17 protein-coding genes are annotated in these 20,155 nt (G+C 75.6%); 6 read left to right on the forward strand and 11 right to left on the reverse strand.

The window, feature by feature from the left end; all coding sequences use genetic code 11:
- Positions 1–548: ABC transporter ATP-binding protein (locus ABZW03_RS07675; protein WP_355253619.1), on the reverse strand; the 548-nt coding region annotated here is incomplete at its 3' end.
- Positions 549–847: 299 nt separating this feature from the next.
- Here ABZW03_RS07675 and ABZW03_RS07680 point away from each other — a divergent pair.
- Both ABZW03_RS07680 and ABZW03_RS07685 read left to right on the forward strand, forming a co-directional pair.
- Positions 848–1,582 carry an MgtC/SapB family protein gene (locus tag ABZW03_RS07680; RefSeq protein ID WP_355253621.1) on the forward strand — a complete coding sequence of 245 codons (735 nt, stop codon included), beginning with the start codon at positions 848–850 and terminating at the stop codon, positions 1,580–1,582.
- Between the two features lie 67 nt (positions 1,583–1,649).
- Complete coding sequence (locus ABZW03_RS07685; RefSeq protein WP_355253623.1) at positions 1,650–2,327, forward strand: YoaK family protein; 678 nt, start codon at positions 1,650–1,652, stop codon at positions 2,325–2,327.
- 784 nt (positions 2,328–3,111) lie between these two features.
- Here the strand turns inward: ABZW03_RS07685 and ABZW03_RS07690 are convergent.
- The 3 genes from ABZW03_RS07690 to ABZW03_RS07700 all read right to left on the reverse strand — a co-directional run bounded on the left by ABZW03_RS07690 (position 3,112) and on the right by ABZW03_RS07700 (position 6,072).
- The gene (locus tag ABZW03_RS07690; protein ID WP_355253625.1) at positions 3,112–3,777 is read right to left on the reverse strand and encodes a DUF3592 domain-containing protein; all 666 of its coding nucleotides are present in this window, start codon (positions 3,775–3,777) and stop codon (positions 3,112–3,114) included.
- A gap of 360 nt (positions 3,778–4,137) precedes the next feature.
- Positions 4,138–4,599, reverse strand: a complete 462-nt coding sequence (locus tag ABZW03_RS07695) for an NUDIX domain-containing protein (RefSeq protein WP_355253627.1) — start codon at positions 4,597–4,599, stop codon at positions 4,138–4,140.
- A 21-nt stretch (positions 4,600–4,620) separates the two neighbouring features.
- On the reverse strand, positions 4,621–6,072 hold the full coding sequence (locus tag ABZW03_RS07700) for an SDR family NAD(P)-dependent oxidoreductase (RefSeq protein ID WP_355253682.1): 1,452 nt from the start codon (positions 6,070–6,072) through the stop codon (positions 4,621–4,623).
- Positions 6,073–6,517: 445 nt separating this feature from the next.
- Between ABZW03_RS07700 and ABZW03_RS07705 the strand changes: the two genes are divergently transcribed.
- On the forward strand, positions 6,518–7,957 hold the full coding sequence (locus ABZW03_RS07705) for a GuaB1 family IMP dehydrogenase-related protein (RefSeq protein ID WP_355253629.1): 1,440 nt from the start codon (positions 6,518–6,520) through the stop codon (positions 7,955–7,957).
- Here the strand turns inward: ABZW03_RS07705 and ABZW03_RS07710 are convergent.
- On the reverse strand, positions 7,918–8,856 hold the full coding sequence (locus tag ABZW03_RS07710) for a DUF5995 family protein (protein ID WP_355253631.1): 939 nt from the start codon (positions 8,854–8,856) through the stop codon (positions 7,918–7,920). The two genes, ABZW03_RS07705 and ABZW03_RS07710, sit on opposite strands and share 40 nt — an antisense overlap.
- A gap of 196 nt (positions 8,857–9,052) precedes the next feature.
- On the opposite strand from ABZW03_RS07710, the gene ABZW03_RS07715 reads away from it, so the two are divergent.
- Entirely contained in the window at positions 9,053–9,925 is an 873-nt protein-coding gene (locus tag ABZW03_RS07715) for a poly-gamma-glutamate hydrolase family protein (RefSeq protein WP_355253633.1), read from the forward strand.
- A gap of 38 nt (positions 9,926–9,963) precedes the next feature.
- Here ABZW03_RS07715 and ABZW03_RS07720 read toward each other — a convergent pair whose 3' ends face one another.
- Together ABZW03_RS07720 and ABZW03_RS07725 are read right to left on the reverse strand one after the other, a co-directional pair.
- Positions 9,964–10,353: a DUF3224 domain-containing protein gene (locus tag ABZW03_RS07720; RefSeq protein WP_355253635.1), complete on the reverse strand. Its 390-nt coding sequence runs from the start codon at positions 10,351–10,353 to the stop codon at positions 9,964–9,966.
- Between the two features lie 106 nt (positions 10,354–10,459).
- Positions 10,460–11,551, reverse strand: a complete 1,092-nt coding sequence (locus tag ABZW03_RS07725) for a PP2C family protein-serine/threonine phosphatase (RefSeq protein ID WP_355253637.1) — start codon at positions 11,549–11,551, stop codon at positions 10,460–10,462.
- Positions 11,552–11,838: 287 nt separating this feature from the next.
- Between ABZW03_RS07725 and ABZW03_RS07730 the strand changes: the two genes are divergently transcribed.
- Both ABZW03_RS07730 and ABZW03_RS07735 read left to right on the forward strand, forming a co-directional pair.
- A complete protein-coding gene (locus tag ABZW03_RS07730; RefSeq protein ID WP_355253639.1) occupies positions 11,839–12,798 on the forward strand; it encodes a pseudouridine synthase in 960 nt (319 codons plus the stop codon).
- A gap of 84 nt (positions 12,799–12,882) precedes the next feature.
- The gene (locus tag ABZW03_RS07735; protein WP_355253641.1) at positions 12,883–13,665 is read left to right on the forward strand and encodes an SDR family oxidoreductase; all 783 of its coding nucleotides are present in this window, start codon (positions 12,883–12,885) and stop codon (positions 13,663–13,665) included.
- A gap of 73 nt (positions 13,666–13,738) precedes the next feature.
- Here the strand turns inward: ABZW03_RS07735 and ABZW03_RS07740 are convergent, their stop codons facing one another.
- From ABZW03_RS07740 to ABZW03_RS07755, 4 genes are all read right to left on the reverse strand, one after another.
- On the reverse strand, positions 13,739–14,143 hold the full coding sequence (locus ABZW03_RS07740; protein ID WP_355253643.1) for a nuclear transport factor 2 family protein: 405 nt from the start codon (positions 14,141–14,143) through the stop codon (positions 13,739–13,741).
- Between the two features lie 113 nt (positions 14,144–14,256).
- Positions 14,257–17,940, reverse strand: a complete 3,684-nt coding sequence (locus ABZW03_RS07745; protein WP_355253645.1) for a SpoIIE family protein phosphatase — start codon at positions 17,938–17,940, stop codon at positions 14,257–14,259.
- Between the two features lie 134 nt (positions 17,941–18,074).
- Positions 18,075–18,635 (reverse strand): hypothetical protein, encoded by a 561-nt coding sequence (locus tag ABZW03_RS07750; protein WP_355253647.1) that lies wholly within the window; start codon positions 18,633–18,635, stop codon positions 18,075–18,077.
- 187 nt (positions 18,636–18,822) lie between these two features.
- Positions 18,823–20,013 (reverse strand): alpha/beta hydrolase, encoded by a 1,191-nt coding sequence (locus tag ABZW03_RS07755; RefSeq protein WP_355253649.1) that lies wholly within the window; start codon positions 20,011–20,013, stop codon positions 18,823–18,825.
- Positions 20,014–20,155: the final 142 nt, after the last annotated feature.

Raw genomic sequence — 20,155 nt, forward strand, 5'->3', positions numbered from 1 at the left:
AGGGCGCCGGTCGGCTCGTCGGCGAGCACCAGCCGGCGCTCGCCGATCAGGGCACGGGCGATCGCCACCCGCTGCTGCTGGCCGCCGGACATGTCGTCGGGGAAGCGGTCGGCGAGCTCGCCGATGCCCAGCTCCTCCAGCGCGGCCAGCGCCTCCCGGCGGGCCCGGCGGCCCGGGACGCCGTCGAGTTCGCGGGGCAGGGCGATGTTCTCGGCGGCGGTCAGCGCCGGGATCAGGTTGTAGTCCTGGAAGACGTACCCGATCGAACGGCGCCGCAGGTCCGCGAGCTTGCCGCGGCCGAGGCCGCCGAGCGCGACCCCCTCGACCAGCACCTCGCCGTCGCTGGGCTGGTCCAGCCCGCCGGCCAGGGTCAGCAGGGTGGACTTCCCGGAGCCGGACGGGCCCATGACGGCGACGAACTCGCCCGGGTGGACGGCCAGGTCGATGCCGCGCAGGGCGTGCACCTCGGCGGCGCCCCGCCCGTGCACGCGGGTGACGTCGGCCAGGCGAAGGACGGGCGCGGGCCGGGTCGGATCGGTGTGGGACACACTTCCCCCTCGTGAGCTGCTCAACTGCATATGTCGGTGAACTATATATGCCGGAAGACGTGACGCAAGGCGGGGCGGTTCCCGGGTGGCCCGGACGACTTCCGGCGGCTTGGATCGGAGGTGGTCGACTTCGGTCAAACTTCTACAAAGCTGTCGAGGAAGGGGTCGAAACCGGCCGGGGCGGTTCGGGGCCGGTCTAGGCTCGGGAAGGCCCACGGCCCACGGCCCCGGCGCCGCACCACCCGCACCACCCATCCGCCCCGACTGCCCCCGCCTGCCCCGTCGAAGGAGGTGCCGTCGTGCACACCCTGACCACCGCCGACTTCCTGGTCCGGCTCGCCACCGGCGTCGCCTGCGGCGCGCTGATCGGCGTCGAACGCCAGTGGCGGGCCCGGATGGCGGGCCTGCGCACCAACGCCCTGGTCGCCGCCGGCGCCACCCTGTTCGTGCTCTACAGCGAGGCCGTCGGCGACGCGGGCAGCCCCACCAGGGTCGCCTCGTACGTCGTCTCCGGCATCGGCTTCCTCGGCGGTGGCGTCATCCTGCGCGACGGCGCCGGCGTCCGCGGCCTCAACACCGCCGCCACGCTGTGGTGTTCGGCCGCCGTCGGGGTGCTGGCCGCCTCCGGGAAGCTGGAGTTCGCCGTCCTCGGCACGCTCGCCGTGCTCGTCGTCCACCTGGTGTTGCGCCCGGCCGGCCGGCTGCTCGACCGGGCCCCGCAGTCCGGCAGCGACCCGGACTCCACCAGCCGCGCCACCGTCCACCTGGAGTGCGACCGCAAGGCCGAGACCCACATCCGGGCCCTGCTGCTCCAGGCCCTCGCCGCCTCCGGGCTCGCCCCGACCGGCCTGCGCGCCCGCCGCACCGACAGCGGCGACGCCACCAGCCTGCGGGCCACCGTCGCGATCACCGGTCAGGTCGCCCCGGCGCTCGAACAGGTCGTCACCCGGCTGTCGTTGGAGCCCGGTGTGCGGGACCTGCACTGGCACCTGGAGGACGAACCCGAGGACCCGGGGAACCCGGCGCTCGCCTGACGGGGCGGTGCGGACGGTCCGCCGTCGACGCCCTGCCCGTACCCCGCCCGAACCGACTGGAGGACCGATGCCGACCCCGGACCCCGAGCACGGGCCGCTGGTCCCGATGCTGCTGGTGCTGACCGTGGTCACCGGAGTGGTGGACGCGGTCAGCTACCTCGAACTCGGGCACGTCTTCGTCGCCAACATGACCGGCAACGTGGTGTTCCTCGGCTTCGCCCTGGCCGGCGCGGCCAACCTCTCCGCCACCGCCTCGCTGGCCGCCCTCGCCGCCTTCCTGCTCGGCGCCCTGGCCGGCGGTCACCTCGCCCGCCGGCTGCCCGGACACCGCGGGCACCTGCTGACCGCCGCCGTCGCCGTCCAGTCGGCGCTGGTCGCGGCGGCCACCGCGCTGGCGGCCGCGGCCGGCCACACCGCCGACCCGGCCCGCTACACCCTGATCGGGCTGCTGGGCTTCGCCATGGGCGGCCAGAACGCGGTGGTCCGCGCGCTGAAGGTGCCCGACCTCACCACCACCGTGCTCACCATGACCATCACCGCCCTCGCCGCCGACCGCACCGGCGCCCGCCGCCTCGCCTCCGCGGTCTGGATGTTCGCCGGCGCCCTCCTCGGCGCCCTCCTCGTCCTCCGCACCGACGTCCCCGTCGCCCTCGCCCTGGCCCTCACCCTCCTGCTCGCCGTCGCCGCCCTCACCCACCACGCCGCCAAGCCCGTTCCGTCCCCGGCCTGGACCCGCCCCCGCTGACCGGGTGGCGCGCGGCCACCCGGGGCGAGTCGGCTTCCGGGGCGTCGGACCGCCCCCAGCGCGGCGGCCACCGCGTCCAGTACCGCTCCTTCGGCGGGTGCGGCCCTGCCCGTGGCGGCGGCCGTCTCCGCGAGGGAGGTCATGGCGACCTCGGGCAGTCCGCGGGCCGTGAACGCCGAGAACGCGTTCAGGCCGGGTGCGATGTTCAGCGCGAACCCGTGGCTTGTCACGCCGCCGCGGATCCTCGTGCCGATCGACGCGACCTTCCGGTGGTCCGGCGTCCAGACCCCGACCAGGCTCTGGGCCCCGGGCGGGGTGTCCCGGCGGGCGGCCCGCAGGCCCAGCGAGTCGAGGGCGCCGGTCAAGCCCTCCTCCAGCCGGCGCACGATGTCCCCGGGGCCGCGCTCGCGGAGGTCGACCACCGGGTAGCCGATCAGCTGCCCGGGGGCCGTGGTAGGTCGCCTGGCCGCCTCGGTCCACCTCGACCAGCGGGATTCCGGCCCGCACGGGCAGCTCGTGACGCGGCGTCCGGGCACTGCAGGTGATCACCGGCGGATGGGTGAGGAGGGCCGGCCGATCGGCGATCGACCCCTCCGGCCGCCGGCGGACCCAGCGGCCCATCCGTTCCACCGCTTCGACGTAGGGGATCTCACCCGGATCAACCCACACCCGACCCTTGCGGCGCCACCCACCCGATCGACAGCCGGAGCGTACGCCGAACGAGGAAGCGGCCGGGGCGGACGCCGCCCGATGCGGCATCGGGGCCTGTGGCCCTGGCGGCGGGTCAGTCCTCGTGGCGCTGGCCGGCGCGGCCGCTCCAGAGGGGTTCGAGGCGGGCCCAGTCGGTGGTCCAGGCGGCTTCGGCGCGGCGGTCGAGGGCGTGCAGGCGCAGGCGGAGGGCGAGCGCGAGCAGGGCCAGGAGGGTGAGCAGGGCGCCGGCGCCGGTGCAGGCGGCGGAGACGGCCAGGGCCGCCCGGTCGAGCGGGGGATCGGAGGCGGCGCCGGCCGGGTCGACCCAGAGCGGGACGCGGCTGCCGACGACGGCGGAGTGCGGGGCCTGGACGGTGCCGAGGCGCTCGGTGCCGTCGGGGGCGGTCCACGCGGCGTCGACGTCGATCCGGGTGCCGTAGCCGCCGGTGAAGCGGCTGCCGGCGGCGGTGGCCCCGTGGTTCGGGACGCTCCGGACCACGGCCTCGACCTGGCGCAGCCGTCCGCGGTCGGCGTCGGCGTCGGCCTCGTGCGCGGTGGCGCGGTAGAGGAGCAGGGCGCCGCCCGCGGCCAGGGCGAGGGCCAGCACCGCGCCGAGCACGGCGGACAGCCAGGCGCGGGCCCGGGAGCGGTCGACGGGGCGGACGAGCGGCTCGTGCCGGGAACCGAGCGCCCGCCGCAGCCGTCGGCCGACGCGCCGCGGGGGCGGTGCGGGCCGGGCCGGACGGGGTGTGCTGGACACGGTGAGGGCTCCTCAGGGGCGCGGGGACGCGGGGAGGTTCCGCCCCAATGTCCACCCGCCGGGCCCCCGCGCACAAGAGTCGTGCGCGTCCGTAGGACCGCCCGGGCCACTCGGCCCCGCATCCGGGACGTTCGGCCCTCGGAATCACCCGCCCGCCCCGGCAGGCTGGGACGTGGCGGCGCCCCCTGTGCCTGGGCGCGGCCGTGGCCCGGTCGACCGTGGGGGCGTCGGGTCGAGGTACGGGGCAGGGGGTGGTCGTGGGGTCACCCCCTGCCTGCGCCGTGTCCTGCGCCGGCCCGTGCCTGTGTCCGGGGCCGCGCCCGTACGGGAACTGACGCTGCCCCGGCGAGCGGGCGGGCCTCAGCGGGCGACGGGGTAGCCGTGCGTTCCGTCCGCCCGCACCACGTCCAGCCCCGGCAGCCAGCTGCCGAGCACCAGCGCGGACGGGTAGAACATCGGCTCCGGCAGCGCGTCCACCGGGAAGCGCTCCCAGCCGGCGCAGGCGTGCGGCTCGGTGACCGCGGCCTCGGCCAGGCTGGGCGGGGCCAGCACGGCGGCGGTCAGCCGGGGCCGGCCGAGCTCGTGGTCGAGGTGGACGGCGAGCACCCGCATCCGCTCGGCGGGCAGCACGATGCCGGTCTCCTCGGCGAGTTCGCGGGCCGCGGTCTGCTCGAAGGACTCGCCGGGGTCGACCTTCCCACCGGGCAGGCTCCAGGTGGGCGGCTCGCCGGCGGTGATCCGGCGGCCGATCAGCACCCGGCCGTCCCCGGTGGGCACGACGATCCCGGCGCCGAGCATCGGTGCGGTCGGTGCTGTGGTCAACTCGCCATCTCCTTCAGCCGGTTACCAGTTGGCGCGCTCGTAGTCCTTGAGGAAGCAGCCGTACAGGTCCTCGCCGGCCTCGCCGCGCACGATCGGGTCGTACACCCGGGCCGCGCCGTCGACCAGGTCGAGCGGGGCGTGGAAGCCCTCGTCGGCGAGCCGCATCTTGTCCGGGTGCGGGCGCTCGTCGGTGATCCAGCCGGTGTCGACGGCGGTCATCAGGATGCCGTCGGACTGGAACATCTCCTGCGCGCTGGTGCGGGTGAGCATGTTGAGCGCGGCCTTGGCCATGTTGGTGTGCGGGTGGCCGGCGCCCTTGTAGCCGCGCGAGAACACGCCCTCCATCGCGGAGACGTTGACCACGTACTTGCGGCGGGACTTCGAGGCGGCCATCGCCGGGCGGAGCCGGCTGATCAGGATGAACGGCGCGGTGGAGTTGCAGAGCTGGACCTCCAGCAGCTCCACCGGGCCCACCTCCGAGACGGTCTGCACCCAGCTGTTGGTGTCCGCGAGGTCGGGCACCAGGCCGCCGGCGTCGATCGCGGTGCCGGCCGCGATCCGGGCGGGCGTGGCGGAACCGGTGACCAGGGCGAGCGAGGTGACGTCCTCGGCGGTGATCCGCTGCCCGTCGCTGCTCGCCTGCTGGGGGAGGGCGGGCAGGTCGACGCTGCCGCTGCCGAAGCGGCCGATCGTGGTGGACTGCGGCAGCTCGCCGGCCGGCAGCGGTGCGGACTCGGCGTTGACCAGCTCGCGGTAGGACTCCGGCGGGCGGCGCACGGTCTGCGCGGCGTTGTTGATCAGGATGTCCAGCGGGCCGTCGGCGGCGACCTCGTCGGCCAGCGCCATCACCTGGGCCGGGTCGCGCAGGTCGATGCCGACGATCTTGAGGCGGTGCAGCCACTCGGCGCTGTCCGGCATCGCCGTGAAGCGGCGGATCGCGTCGTTCGGGAAGCGGGTGGTGATGGTGGTGTGGGCGCCGTCGCGCAGCAGCATCAGCGCGATGTACATCCCGATCTTGGCCCGGCCGCCGGTGAGCAGCGCGCGCTTGCCGGTGAGGTCGGCGCGGGCGTCCCGGCGGGCGCGGTTCCTGACCGCGCAGTCCTGGCAGAGGTTGTGGTAGAAGGCGTCGACCTCGACGTACCGCTGCTTGCAGGTGTAGCAGGAGCGCGGGCGCTCCAGGATGCCGGCGATCTCGGTGGTGGTGACGGTGGTCAGGCCAAAGGCGCCGGCCGTCTCGTCGTCGATCCGGGTGGGTGCGCCGGTGGCGGTGCGGGCGGTGACCGCGCGGTCGTTGGCGGTCTTGCGGGCCCGGGTCTCCTGGCGGCGGCGCTGCTTGAGGGTCCGGAATATGCCGCCGACGGCCTTGCGGACGGTGATCGCGTCCGGGTGGTCCACGTGCAGCTCGTCGAGCTCGGCGAGCACCTCCAGGCAGAGCCTCAGCCGCTCGGGGTCGAGGCCGGGGCCGTAGTCGATCTCCTCCTCGGCCGCCTCGACGAGGTCCTGCCCGGTGCGGTCCTGCTCGACCCGGTCCCGCTCGGTGCGGTCCTGTTCGACCTGATCCTGCTCGACCTGGTCCCGCTCGATGTCCGTCTGCCCGATGCTCACGCCTGCTGCCGCTTTCCCGTTTCGCCACGCCCACACGCGTGAAGCCATGCCCGTTACCGCGTGAATGCTACGGGAGCGGTCCGGACCGGGGCGAAAACCGGACGTCGCGAGGGCTCTTTGGACGATCCTCCATGTCTACGCGCGGAGCATTCATCACGGATTGTGCACAGCCCCAGCAATGCTCCTCGAACTGGCTTTTGGCCCCGTCCTTCCCGGAGAATCGAACGCTGGGTGCCGGGCGCCCGAGTGCGCTCCGGCGGCATCGCCGCAACCGCACCCGAGATGTATCCCCCCAGCCAGAGAGCCCTTCTTCATGCGCTTCCTGAACGACCTCAAGCCCTCGTACGACTTGACGTACGACGACGTCTTCATGGTCCCCAGCCGTTCCGCCGTGGGCTCCCGGCAGGCCGTCGACCTCTCCTCGAACGACGGCACCGGCACCACCATCCCGCTGGTGGTGGCCAACATGACCGCCATCGCCGGCCGCCGGATGGCCGAGACCGTCGCCCGCCGCGGCGGCCTGGTCGCCATCCCGCAGGACATCCCCACCGAGGTCATCGCCGAGGTCGTGTCCTGGGTCAAGCAGCGCCACCTGGTCTTCGACACCCCGATCACGCTCGCCCCGGGCGCCACCGTGGCCGAGGCGCTCTCGCTGCTGCCCAAGCGCGCGCACGGCGCCCTCGTGGTGGTCGAGGACGGCCGGCCGGTCGGCGTGGTCACCGAGTCCGACTGCCAGGGCGTGGACCGCTTCACCAGCCTGGCCGACATCATGTCCCGCGAGCTGCTGGTGCTGGACGAGGGCATCGACCCGCGGGCCGCCTTCGAGAAGCTCACCGAGGCGCACCGCAAGCTCGCCCCGGTCGTGGACGGCGAGGGCCGACTGGTCGGCATCCTCACCCGCAAGGGCGCGCTGCGCGCCACCCTGTACACCCCGGCCGTGGACGCGGCCGGCAGGCTGCGGATCGCCGCCACCGTCGGCATCAACGGCGACGTCGCGGGCAAGGCGAAGGCGCTGATCGAGGCCGGGGCCGACGTGCTGGTGGTCGACACCGCGCACGGCCACCAGGAATCCATGATCAACGCGCTGCGCGCGGTGCGCTCCCTGGACCCGCGGATCCCGATCGTGGCCGGCAACGTGGTCTCCGCCGCCGGTGTCCGCGACCTGGTCGAGGCGGGCGCCGACATCCTGAAGGTCGGCGTCGGCCCCGGCGCCATGTGCACCACCCGGATGATGACCGGCGTCGGCCGGCCGCAGTTCTCCGCCGTCCTGGAGTGCGCCGCCGAGGCCCGCCGGCTCGGCAAGCACGTCTGGGCCGACGGCGGCGTGCGCCACCCGCGCGACGTCGCGATGGCGCTGGCCGCCGGTGCCTCCAACGTGATGATCGGCTCCTGGTTCGCCGGGACCTACGAGTCCCCGGGCGACCTCCAGACCGACGCCGACGGCCGCCAGTACAAGGAGAGCTTCGGCATGGCCTCGGCCCGCGCGGTGAGCAACCGCACCGCCCAGGACTCCTCGTACGACCGGGCCCGCAAGGCCCTGTTCGAGGAGGGCATCTCGCACTCCCGGATGTTCCTCGACCCGGCCCGCCCGGGCGTCGAGGACCTGATCGACTCGATCATCGCGGGTGTCCGCAGCTCCTGCACCTACGCGGGTGCCAGCAGCCTGGAGGAGTTCCACGAGAAGGCGATCGTGGGCATCCAGAGCGCGGCCGGCTACGCCGAGGGCAAGCCGCTGCACTCCAGCTGGGCCTGATCGCCGCCGGCGCCCGGGCCGGCGCCCGCGCCTGCCGGGTCGGCGTCCGCGCCCGCGCCCGCGACCGCGTCCGTTCCGCCGGCCGTCCGGTTCCTCGCCTCGGGGAGCCGGGCGGCCGCGGCCGTCGCGGGGGCTGTCCGGGTGGGGGTCGGTTCGCTGTGCTGTCCCGTGCCCGGCCCGCCGTCCGGTCCGGGCGGCAGCGGCCCGGGCGGCAGCGTCGATCCGAGGGGCAGCGGCGATCCGAGCGGGAGCAGCAGGGCGCGGCCGAGCAGTCCGACCGAGCCGTCCAGCGCGGTGGCGAAGGCGCGGGCGGCGCCCGGCAGGTGCCGCAGCTCCCACAGCGCCTCGACGGCGCTCCAGGCGACCTCCCGGGCGGCCCCGACCGACCAGGCGCCCACCAGGTGGGTGAGCGGCTCGGCGCGCTCCAGCAGGTCGGGCCCGGGCATCAGCTGCTCCCGGACGGCCGTCTCCACCTCGGCCAGCACCCCGTTGACCCGGTGGTAGTCCGCCGCGATCCCGGCCGGCTCGCAGCCCCGGCGGCGGCAGGCCTCCACGACGGCGAGCGGCAGGTCGTGCTGGATGTGGGCGTTCATCCCGGCCAGCGCGAACTGGAGCGGGTGCACCCCCGGGTGGGCGCGCACCGCGAACAGCGGCCGCCAGCAGGCGGGTGGCTCCCGCCCGGCCGCGTCGGCGGCCACGGCGCGCAGGTACCGCCGGGCGAACAGCACGTCCAGCGCGGCCACCGCCGGCGGGTCGGCGAAGTACCCGCTGCCCAGCCGGTCGCGGACCGCCTCCGTCACGGTGAGGTAGATCCGGTTGAAGACCGCCACCCCGTCGGCCGGGGGGAGTCCCGCCCCGATCTCCCGCAGCCGGCCGACCACCTGCCCGACCGTCCGCACGCCCGCGACCCCTGCCGTCGTACGATCTGCCGTCGCGCCGGGCATGCGTCACCCTCCGATGCCGATCATGCACTGATCGCATCATCGTGACAGCATGGAGACCTGATCGTGGGCGCGGCACGTGGCCGTCGCGCCGGTGTCACACGATCAGGCCGCTCCCGGCGCGCAACGGCGTCGACCCGGTGACGGCCCCGCCGTGACTCCCTCGATCTCCCACCTCCTCTCCTGGTCCGTGACCGTGATCAACCGTCGTACCGTGATCGCCGCGCTCGCCGGGGCCCCGGCCGTCAGCGCCCTCGGCGCCGCCGTGGGGAGCACCCCCGCGAGCGCCGACGACCTCTACCCCTCCAACAGCGCCCTCTACGCCGACCCGGCCGTCGTCGAGGGCGTGGACTACGGCCGCCGCTACCGCCGGCACCTGATCGACGACCGGAGCCCGCGGCACCGTACGCCGTTCGTCCGGACCACCGTCATCGCCCCGCACGGCGGCGGCATCGAGGGCGGCACCTCCGAACTGTGCCTGGCCGTCGCCGGCTACCACCCGGCCGACCTCGCCCCGCCCCCGGCCGCCGGGCCGACGTACGACTTCTGGATGTTCGAGGGCCTGCGTTCCTCGAACAACCGGGAGCTGCACGTCACCTCGACCCGCTGCGACGACGTCGTGGCCCGCGCGATGTGCGCCGGCAGCCTCAACGTGCTGTCGCTGCACGGCTGCTCCACCGCCCGGGCCGGCGTCGAACCCGGAGCCCGGGCCGTCCTGGTCGGCGGCCTGAACCCCGACTTCCGCCGGTTCCTGATGGAGGAGTTCGCGGCGGCGGGCGTCCGGGCCGTGACCGCCTCCGGTAGGGAGGAGATCGCGGGTGCCTCCCCGGAGAACATCTGCAACCGCAGCCTGCTCGGCATGGGCGCCCAGCTGGAGACGACCACCGAGCTGCGGACCGCGATGTTCGTCCAGGGCGGGAAGACCCCCGCCGACTGGGCGGCCCGCACCCTGCCGCTGTTCTGGAGCTTCACGACCGCGGTCCGGACCGCGATCCAGCGGCTGGAGGCGACCCAGCCCGTGCCGTGACGGGCCCGGGCGACCGGCCGCCCGCACCGCGGCCGGCGTCAGCCCAGCTCGTACTCCAGGACGTAGGCGTGGGTGCCGGACTCGTCGACGGTCAGCTGGAACTCCCCGGTGATCCCGGCCAGTTCGCCCGCGCCCGTGCCCGGCACCACGCGTATCGTCGTCCCGGTGGTGTCCCAGGCCGTGTGCTGGAGCACGAACGAACCCGCGCGCCCGTCCAGTTCGCCCGTCACGTGCTCCACCGCGACGTACGAGGCCGGGCTGCCGTCGGGGCCCGCGACGGAGAGCATCCGCACCTCGCTCGCCCCGCTCAGCCCGCCCGTGAAGGTCTTCGCGATCCGCACCCGCCCGAAGGCCGCACCCGCCCGCTCCTCCGTCTCCACCGGCTCGAAGGCCGTGAGCTCGAACGACCCGCTCGCGCTGTTCCCCATGGCACCGTCCCCTCGTCGACCGTCCGCGGCCGATCCCCGCCGACCGCGAACCGAGCCTTGCACACGGCACTGACAATCGCGGCCGGGCCGGTGCCGCGCGGGCCGGTCACGGCTCCCAGCGGATCGCCAGCACCGCCGCGTCGTCGGCCAGCCCGGAGTCCCCGACCCAGCCGCCGACGTCCGTCAGCACGGCGTCCAGCAGGTCCGCCGGGGTGCCGCCGTGCAGGCCGGGCAGCCGGTCCGCGATCGGGTAGAACCGGCCCCCGGCGTCCCGGGCCTCCGACACCCCGTCGGTGTGCAGGAGCAGCACGTCGCCCGGCTCCGGGTCGAACCGCCGGTCCGGGTACGCGTCGCCGGTGAGTCCGAGCAGCCCCAGCGGCGGCGCCGGGAACGGGGGCTCCAGCTCGCTCACCCGCCCCGCCCGGCGCAGCAGCGGCGGCGGGTGGCCGCAGTTCACCAGCCGGACCGGCCCCCGGTCCGGCGCCACGTCGAGCAGCAGCGCGGTGGCGAACCGCCCCTCGTCCGACTGCCGGGCGGCCAGCGCCGCGTCCAGCCGCTCGGCGAGCCGCCCGGGGTCGGGCTCGGTCCGCGCGGCCTCCCGGAACACCCCGAGGACGTCCGCCGCCGTCTCCACCGCCGGCAGGCCGTGCCCCTGGACGTCCCCGAGCAGGATGCGCACCCCGAAGCGGGTCTCCACCACGGCGTACAGGTCGCCGCCGATCCGGGCCTCGGCGGCCGCCGCCACGTACCGCACGGCCAGGCGCAGCGGCCCGATCCGCTCCGGCGGCGGGCGCAGCAGGGCCCGCTGGGCGGCCTCGGCCACCGTCCGGACCTGGAACAGCTCCCGCTCGCGGGCCGCCACCAGCACGACGCTGGCGGCGCTGGCCAGGGTCGAGGCCAGGACGGTGACCGGCACGCTGATCCGGACCGAGAGCGGCAGCTGGTCGCTGGCCGACTCCAGCAGCCCGACGGCGACCACCGCCGCCGCGCCGACCAGCAGCGGCACCCGGGCCCGCCGGGTGGTCGCGCCGGCCAGCACCGGGGCGACCGCGAGCAGCGGGGCCAGGGTGGTCCCGGGCCCGATGGCCAGCGCGGCGACGACGGCGGCGACCAGCAGCAGGAGTGCGCCGTAGAGCAGCAGCCGGGTCCGTCTCGGCAGGTGCAGCGGCGGCACCCCGTCCGGGCCGTCGGCGGTCACACGTCCTCCAGTGCTGCCGGCTGGTCGGTCCGGCGGGTCGATCGGTTGTTCGGCGGTTCGGTCGTCCGGCGCTTCGGTCGTCCGGCGGGCGGGTCGGCCCGGCCGGTCCGATCGGTCGGCCCGGCAGGCGGGTCGGCAGGCGGGTCGGACGCCGGTCCGCCGGAGGCCGGCGGACGGTCGGAGGCCCCCGGCGGAACGAGGGCCTCCGGTCCACTGTCCCCGCCCGGCCCCGGGTCAGCACCTCGGCGGCGGGTCGTGCGCCGGCGCGCACTACGCTGGGCCGCGAGATGAGACGCAAGAACCGCCGCCCGGCCTCCCCCCTCCCGCAGCGCCACGGCGTGGACCCGGTGCACCTCCGGCTGCCGCTCGAAGGCCCCTGGCCGACGGTGCGGGACCACCTGGTGGACCGGCTGCCCGCCGTCCCGGCCGCGCGGATCGACGCGGCGCTCCGGGACGGCGAGATCGTCGGCGAGCACGGCCCGGTCGCCCCGGCGGAACCGTTCCGCCCCGGTGCGCACCTGTGGTTCCACCGGGACCTGCCCGAGGAGGTGCGCGTCCCGTTCGAGCTGGTCGTGCTGCACCGCGACGAGCACCTGGTGGTGGTCGACAAGCCGCACTTCCTGGCCACCACCCCGCGCGGCCGGCACGTCACCGAGACCGCGCTGTCCCGGCTGCGGCACACCCTCGGCCTGCCCGTGCTCAGCCCCGCGCACCGCCTGGACCGGCTCACCGCCGGCCTGGCCATGTTCGTCGTCCGCCCGGAGGACCGCGGCGCCTACCAGACGCTGTTCCGGGACCGCCTGATCCGCAAGGAGTACCAGGCGGTCGCCGGGTACGACCCGGCGCTGAGCCTGCCGCGCACCGTGCGCAGCCACATCGTCAAGGAGCGCGGGGTGATCGCCGCGCAGGAGATCGACGCGCCGCCGAACAGCGAGAGCCGGATCGACCTGCTGGAGCGCCGCGACGGCCTCGCCCGCTACCGGCTGCGGCCGCTGAGCGGGCGCACCCACCAGCTGCGGCTGCACATGTGCGGCCTCGGGCTGCCGATCCTCGGGGACCCGGTCTACCCGGTGGTGCTGCCCGAACCGGCCCCGGACGACTTCCGCCGCCCGCTCCAACTGCTCGCCTCGGCCATCGAGTTCACCGACCCGCTGACCGGCCGCGAGCGCCGCTTCGAGACCCGCCGCACGCTCGCCGCCTGGACCGACCCGCAGGGCTGGGCCGACGGCGCCGCGGCCGGGTCCTAGGACCGCCGACTAGGCCCAACGTCCGGTCGGGTCCCGTTCCGGCGGCCGATCCGCCGGGAGGCCCGGCGGCGGGAGGGTGGCCGCATGAACGAAGGCACCGAAGCAGGACCCGACACCGTCACGGACGCGGTACGGCCCGCCCCCGTCGCGCTGGTCACCGGCGCGTCCCGCGGCCTCGGCCTGGCGCTCGCACACGCCCTCGCCGCCGACGGCTGGCGGCTGGTGGTCACCGCCCGGGGCGCGGCCGAACTCGCCGACGCGGCGGCCGACCTGGCCGCCGTCACCGAGGTCGTCGCCCTGCCCGGCACCGTCGTCGACGACGACCACCGCGCCCACCTGGCCGCGGCCGCCGAGGACCTCGGCGGCGCGAGCCTGCTGGTCAACAACGCGGGGACGCTCAACGGCGCCCCCGGCCCCGGCGGGGAGCCGCTGCCCCGGCTGGCGGACTTCCCGCTGCCGGGCCTGCTGGAGACCTTCGAGGTCAACGTGCTCGCCCCGGTCGCGCTCACCCAGCTCGTCCTGCCCCAGCTGCGTGCCCACGCCGGCGCCGTGCTGAACATCAGCTCCGAGGCCGCCGTGGTGCCGTACCGGGGCTGGGGCGGCTACGGCGCCAGCAAGGCCGCGCTGGACCTCGCGAGCGCCGTACTCGCCCGGGAGGAGCCGGAGTTGCGGGTCTGGGCGGTGGACCCGGGCAGCATGCGCACCCGGATGCTCCAGGAGGCGGGCCCGGACGAGGACATCTCCGGAGCGCCGCTGCCCGGGCGGGTGGCCGCCGTCCTGCTCGGCCTGCTCCGCGACCGCCGGCCCTCCGGTCGCTACCGCGCGGCGGACCTGGCCGCCCCGGGCCCGGTCCCGGCCGTTCCGTGACGGCACCCGCCGGCCCCGGCCGCCCCGTCCTGCCCGAACTCCCCACTGAAGGACGGGCCGTCGCGCCGGCCGCTCAGGCCAGCAGGGTCCGCGCCACGTGGTCGGTGTCCAGGTACTCGCGGACGGCCGTGATCAGGCCGTCCGTCACCGTGAACACCCCCAGGCAGCGGTTCTCGTACGCCGTGCCGTTGGCGGCCGTGCCGACGGTGGTCCACTCGGCCACCGCCTGCGGGCCGTCGGCGAGGACCTGGGTGAGGGTGATGACCGGCAGGCCGTCGGGGGCGAAGAGGGTGCCGACCTGGCCGAGGAAGTCGCCGAAGATCTCCCGCTTGCCCCGCCAGGTGCGGGAGAGCGCCAGGCCGCCCGGGTAGCTCCAGGTGGCGTCCTCGGCGAACAGGGCGATCGCGGCCTCGCGTTCGCCCGCCGCGATGAGGGTGACGTAGTCGGTGACGACGGTGCGGGCGTCGGGGTGCTGCACGGTGGGCTCCTGGGGTCCGTCCGGGCGGGGCCGTCCCGCCGTGGCACCAGACAAGCCCCGGGGCGGGCGGCCGGGCCAACAACCGCGGCGACGGCCCGCCAACCGTCCGTTGTTCACGCAGGTGGCGCGGCCCCCGGCGGCAGTTCCAGCTCGAACCAGACCACCTTGCCGTCCCGGGTCCGGCGGCTGCCCCAGCGGTGCGCGAGCTCGTTGACCAGGTGGATGCCCCGGCCGCCCTCGTCCTCGCTGCGGGCGCGGCGGATCCGCGGCACCTCGGGCTCCCGGTCGGCGACCTCGACGGTGAGCACCCGGTTGCAGTACAGCCGCAGCTGGGTGGGCGATCCGGCGTGCACCAGGGCGTTGGTGATCAGCTCGCTGGTGAGCAGCTCGGCCCAGTCGGCGAGCACGCCGAGCCCCCAGGCGGCCAGCGTCTCGCGGGTGAAGCGGCGCGAGTGGGCGACCATCGCGCGGTCGCCGGTGAGCGGCAGGGTGGCGATCCGGTCCGTGCCGTGCGGACGGACCTGCGCCATGATGACGGCGATGTCGTCCTCGCCGACGGTCTCGGTGAGCCGGCTCAGGACGGCGTCGCAGGTCTGCTCCAGCGACCCGTGCCGGTCGGCGACGGTCCGGCAGAGCAGCCCCAGCCCCTCGTCCAGGTCCTGGCCCCGGCGCTCGACCAGCCCGTCCGTGTAGAGCGTCAGGATGCCCTCCTCGGGGAGGGTGAACTCGGCGCTCTCGAAGGCGACTCCGCCGACGCCCAGCGGTGTGCCGGACGGCAGCTCGACCAGGTGCGCCCGCCCCTCGGTGTCGGCGACCACGGGCGGCAGGTGTCCGGCGCTGGCCGCGGTGCAGCGGCGGTCCACCGGGTCGTACACCACGCAGACGCAGGTGGCGAACTGGCCCTCGCCGACCGTCGCGGTCGCCTCGTCCAGCCGGTACAGCACCCGCGCCGGGTCCAGGTCCAGGGTGATCAACGTCCGCGCGACCGTGCGGAGTTGGCCCATGGTCGCGGCGGCCCGGATGCCGTGGCCCATCACGTCCCCGACGATCAGCGCGACCCGGCCGGCGGACAGCGGCACCACGTCGAACCAGTCGCCGCCGACCTCGCTGACCACGCTGCTGGGCAGGTAGCGGTAGGCGATCTCCAGCCCGAGGGTGCGGTGCACCTCCTGCGGGAGCAGGCTGCGCTGGAGGGTGAGCGCGGTGTCCCGCTCGCGGCGGTAGAGCCGCCCGTTGTCGATCGCCAGCGCGGTGCGGGCGGCCAGCTCCTCGGCCAGCGAACGGTCCGCCGGGCCGAACGGCACCGGGTTGCGGGTGCGGACGAACTCCGCTCCGCCCAGCACGTGCCCGCGCGCCACCAGCGGCACCATCAGGTACGAGTGCACCCCGGCCTCCAGGCTCGGCCGCACCCGGTCCGGCGAGGCGACGATCCGGCGCAGCTCCGCCTCCGTCACCTCGGCGACCAGGATCGAGCGCCCGGTGCGCAGGCTCTGCGCGTACAGCCCGGCCGACTCGGCGGTCTCGCCCACCTGGTCGGACGCCCCGTCCAGGGCGCCGTCCGGGTCCGCGGCGCCGACCGCCACCGCCCGCATCAGCACCGGGCCCTCGGCCGGGACGGCCCCGGGCTCCTCGCCGCTGAGCACCGCCTCGCGCAGGTCCACGGTGACGAAGTCGGCGAAGCGCGGGATCACCACCTCCACCAACTCCCGGGCGGTGCGGTGCAGATCGAGCGTGGTGCCGATCCGGTTGCTGGCCTCGTTCAGCAGCGACAGCCGCTGCTGGGCCGCCCACGCCTCGTCCAGCGCCCGCTGCCGGGCGGCGGCCGCGTCGCGCTCGCGGGTGAACAGCAGCGCGTTGTCGATCGAGACGGCCGCCCGCACCGCCAACTCCCCGGCCAGCGCCACGTCCTCGTCCTCGTACGGGCGCTCGACCAGGGTGCGGTAGAAGCCCGCCACGCCGACCGGATTGCCGCGCGCGATCAGCGGGACCACCATGAACGACAGCACGTTCTGCTCCCGTACGGCGGCCCGGCGCACCGGGTCGTCGGCGAACCAGGCCAGGCCCTCCTCGTCCATCCGCGGCACCAGCACCGGCTCGCGGTGCGCCAGGCTCCACGCGTACGGCGAACCGGGCGGGAAGCGGTGCAGGTTGCCGGTACGGGCGATCGGCGCCAGGGTCGAGCCGCGCACCGAGTGGAAGGCCATCCGGCGCAGCAGCGCCGAGCCGTCCACCGGGGCGGTCGCCGCGCGCTCGCCGCGGACCAGCTCCTCCAGCACCTCCACCACCACCGTGTCGGCCAGCCGGGGCGTCGCCACCTCGGCCAGCTCCTCGGCGGTCTGGGCGAGGTCGAGCGTGGTGCCGATCCGGGCGGAGGCCGCGTTGACCAGCGCCAGGCGCTCCTGGGCGGCCTTCGCCTCGCGCAGCGCCTGCTGCCGGGCCAGTACGGTCCGGTGCTGGCGCAGGTACAGCCGGGCGTTGTCGAGCGCGACGGCCGCGCGCGAGGCCAGCTCGTCGCCGAGCGTGATGTCGGCCGCCGCGAAGGACTCCCGGGCGCCGCGCCGCGAGTACACCACCATGCCGAGCGTCGTGCCGCGCGCCACCAGCGGGGTGATCCGCACCGAGCGCGGCCGGTCGCCGAGGTACGCCTGGCGGCGGCTCTCGGTGATGCCCTCGCTCAGCATCGGCAGCTCCCAGGACGGCACCACCATCGTGCGCCCGCTGGTCAGCGCCCGGGTGTACGGGGAGTCCGGCGGCAGCTCGTACACGGCGTCCACCGGCAGGGCCTCGGCCGGGTAGAGCGAATCGGCGGTGGTGATCGCGAGACGGCGCACCAGCAGCGGGGTGTCCGGCGCGGGCGGCTCCACGTTCCGGCCGGCCACCAGCTCCTCCAGCCCGAACACCGCGCTGATGTCGGCGACCCTGGGCACCATCGCGTCGACCAGCTCCCGGGCGGTCTGCCGCAGGTCCAGCGTGGTGCCGATCGAGGCGGTCGCGTCGACCAGCAGGGACAGCCGCTCCTGGGCGCGGGCCGCCCGGGCGTCGGCGTGGAACCGCTCGGTGATGTCGATGACCGTGGCGCACACCCCGAGGACCCGGCCGCCGCGGTCCCTCAGCCGGAAGTAGGAGGCCGACCAGGCGTGGTCGTGGTGCGGGTCGCCCGGGGTGCGGCCGTGCGCGAGGTCGTCCACCACCGGCTCGCCGCTCTCCAGCACCCGGCGCATCACCGCCTCGGACTCGGCGCCGTTGATCCTGGGCAGCACCTCGGTGAGCCGGCGGCCCAGCGGCTCCTCGACGCCCAGGCCGTTCGCGTTCGCCAGCGCCTCGTTCAGCCGGACGAAGCGCAGGTCGGTGTCGAACACCGCCATGCCGACCGGGGACTGGGTGAAGAACCCGTCGAGGAGGGCGAGGTCCGCCCGGAGCCGGTGCAGCGTGGTCACCTCGGAGGCCACCGCCAGCACCATCGGGGCGCCGCCGGGGCCGCGGATCGGGTGGGTGCGGAACTCCAGCTCCACCAGGTGGCCGTCCCGGTGCCGCACCGGGAACACCCCGGACCACGGCCGGCCCGCCAGGATCTGCCGGAACAGCTGGAGCACCTCCGGCCGGTGCTCGTCGGAGGTCAGCAGCGTCGCCGCCCGCGCCCCCACCGCGTCCTGCGCGCGGTGCCCGAGGAGTGCCTCCGCGTCACCGCTCCAGTGCAGGATCCGCCCGTCGGCGTCGATCAGCGCCGTGGCGATCGGCACCATCAGCAGGGCGTCCTGCCGGGGCTGCCCGGGGCGCTGCGCGTAGTCGTCGACCATGGCCAGAGAACCGTTCCAGAGACCGTCCGGAGATCGTTCCCACCAGCCCTGCCATCTTCGCACGCACCCCCACCCGGCGCAGCCGCCCTGCCGCCGGGGGCGGGGGCGGGGCGCCCGCCGACGCGCCGGGCGGCTCAGTCGTGGAGCGTGACGCCGGGCACCGGGCGGCCGGCGGCGTCGAACAGCGCGGCTCCGCAGTCGCAGTGCTCGTCGGCCAGGGTCTCCGTCGCCGGCAGTTCCCAGACCAGCATCTGCGAGCAGTTCGGGCAGTCCAGGCTGACCAGCGTCCCCTCGCGCTCCGAGCCCCAGGCCCGCACCGGGACGCCCTCGTGCGTCCACCCGGCCGGCCCGGCCTCGCCGGCCAGCGCGACCAGGAGCTCGTAGGCGTCGGTGCCGCTGTCCAGCACCAGCAGCGTGCAGCCGAGGCCGGCCAGCACGCCGGAGAGATGATCGAGCCGGCGGACCGGGAGGTCGCCGCGGCCCAGTTCCGGATCGGCCTTGGCCGCGCGGTCGACGGCGGTGGTGTCGACGCCGGTCGGCTCCACCCCGAGGGCCCGGACCCGGCCGGCCACGAACGCCGCCAGCAGGCCAGGTTCGTCCTCCCCGGTCCAGTCCATCGTGAACGTCACGCTGTCGATGAGGACCCCCTGGGCCCGCTCGCCGGGGGTCAGGACCAGCTCTGCCAGCTCCGTCATGGCGGTCACGCTATCAATCGGCCCCGAACTCCCAGACCGGCCCTGCCGATCGGGCCACCGGGGGCCGCGGGGCCGCAGGGCCACGGGGACCACGGGGGCCGCCGGCGGTCTGCCGATCGGCCCCCGACCCCCCGATCCCGAACCCGACCCCGACCCCGACCCCGGGCCACGGGCCACGGGGCGCGTGTCAGGGGGTGAAGCGCACCTCCGGGTTGGCGGCGCTCGGCCCGTCCAGCAGCGGCTGCGGGACGCCCTTCAGCTGGAGGTCGAAGAAGGCCCCGACGTACTGCCGGGTGAGGGAGACGGCGCGCAGGCCGCCGATGGTGGTGTGCGGGTCCTTGGGGATGCCGAGCCCGTCGAAGAAGACCGGGAAGTCGGTGAAGCTCCCGTGGTCGGAGCCGTCGACGGTCAGCAAGCGCTTCCAGCCGTCCAGCCGGGCCCAGCCGGTGACCCAGGTCGGGTCCTGGCCGCCGCCCGCCAGCGGGTGGCCGATCATCATGAACGGCTTGCCCTTCAGGCCGGACTCGGGCACCGGGTAGTGCATGGTGCCGTCCATGTTCACCCCGGCGCGGATCCGGTCGTCGGTGAGCAGGGCCGGGACGGTGGAAGCGCCACCGGCGGAGTGCCCGGCCATGCCGATCCGGTCGCGGTCGATCAGCCGGGCGTACCGCCAGGCCGGGTGCGGACGGTCGGTCAGCTGATCGATGACGAAGGAGACGTCCTTCGCCCGGCCCGCCTCCAGGCGTGCCGCGGCCTCGCGGCTGTCGACCGTGCCGCAGGCCGCGCAGGGGAGGGTCTGTCCGTCGGGGAAGGTGGTCCCGGTGTTCTCGTAGGTGTGGTCGACCACCGCGACGACGTAGCCGTGGCTGGTCAGGTCCTCGGCGAGGCTGCTGAGCGTGGCCCGCGGCATCGTGAAGCCCGGCGACAGGACCACCAGCGGGTAGTGGCCGCCCTGCGGGCGCGCCCCGGACTCCGCCCAGGTCCGGGTGCCGGACACCGCCTCGGTCGGGACGGTGTTGCCCGGCAGCTTCCCGTCCAGCAGCGCCCGGGCGGCCGCGGGCGTGAGGTACGGGGCGGGGGTGCCCGTCCCGGCGTGCGCGGGGTAGTACATCGAGACCATCAGCTGACGCGGACCGGCGGCCGGCACCCACGGGTCCGGCCGGTTCCGGTCCACCAGGTGCAGGACCTCCTGCCCGACCGCGTACGGCCCGGTCGGGCGGGGGAGCTCGATCCGGGCAGCGGCTCGGGAAGCCGGGTCGGCCGGAGCGGCGGCGGAGTGGACGGGCGGCGCGGCCAGGGCCGGCGCGGCAGCGGTGACGGACAGCGGGAGCGGGAGCAGCAGGGCTGCCCCGGCGGCGGTCGTACGGAGTCGACTCATGCCGACGACCGTAGGCCGCGGGAAAGGGAACTGACGTCCACTCAGTGGCGTACTGATCCCCTCCGGGGCGGGCGGGTGACGCCCTTAGGGGGGACGGCTCCTCTTCTCAAGGGGGACGGCCTCGAGGAGGCGGGGCCGACCG

This window comes from Kitasatospora sp. NPDC004799 (assembly GCF_040609095.1).
Taxonomy (GTDB): domain Bacteria; phylum Actinomycetota; class Actinomycetes; order Streptomycetales; family Streptomycetaceae; genus Kitasatospora.

Coding starts and splice junctions, on each gene's coding strand:
- ABZW03_RS07685 (WP_355253623.1), top strand. CDS start 1,650: ATGCCGACCCCGGACCCCGAGCACGGGCCGCTGGTCCCGATGCTGCTG.
- ABZW03_RS07705 (WP_355253629.1), top strand. CDS start 6,518: ATGCGCTTCCTGAACGACCTCAAGCCCTCGTACGACTTGACGTACGAC.
- ABZW03_RS07720 (WP_355253635.1), bottom strand. CDS start 10,353: ATGGGGAACAGCGCGAGCGGGTCGTTCGAGCTCACGGCCTTCGAGCCG.
- ABZW03_RS07730 (WP_355253639.1), top strand. CDS start 11,839: ATGAGACGCAAGAACCGCCGCCCGGCCTCCCCCCTCCCGCAGCGCCAC.
- ABZW03_RS07735 (WP_355253641.1), top strand. CDS start 12,883: ATGAACGAAGGCACCGAAGCAGGACCCGACACCGTCACGGACGCGGTA.
- ABZW03_RS07745 (WP_355253645.1), bottom strand. CDS start 17,940: ATGGTCGACGACTACGCGCAGCGCCCCGGGCAGCCCCGGCAGGACGCC.
- ABZW03_RS07750 (WP_355253647.1), bottom strand. CDS start 18,635: ATGACGGAGCTGGCAGAGCTGGTCCTGACCCCCGGCGAGCGGGCCCAG.
- ABZW03_RS07755 (WP_355253649.1), bottom strand. CDS start 20,013: ATGAGTCGACTCCGTACGACCGCCGCCGGGGCAGCCCTGCTGCTCCCG.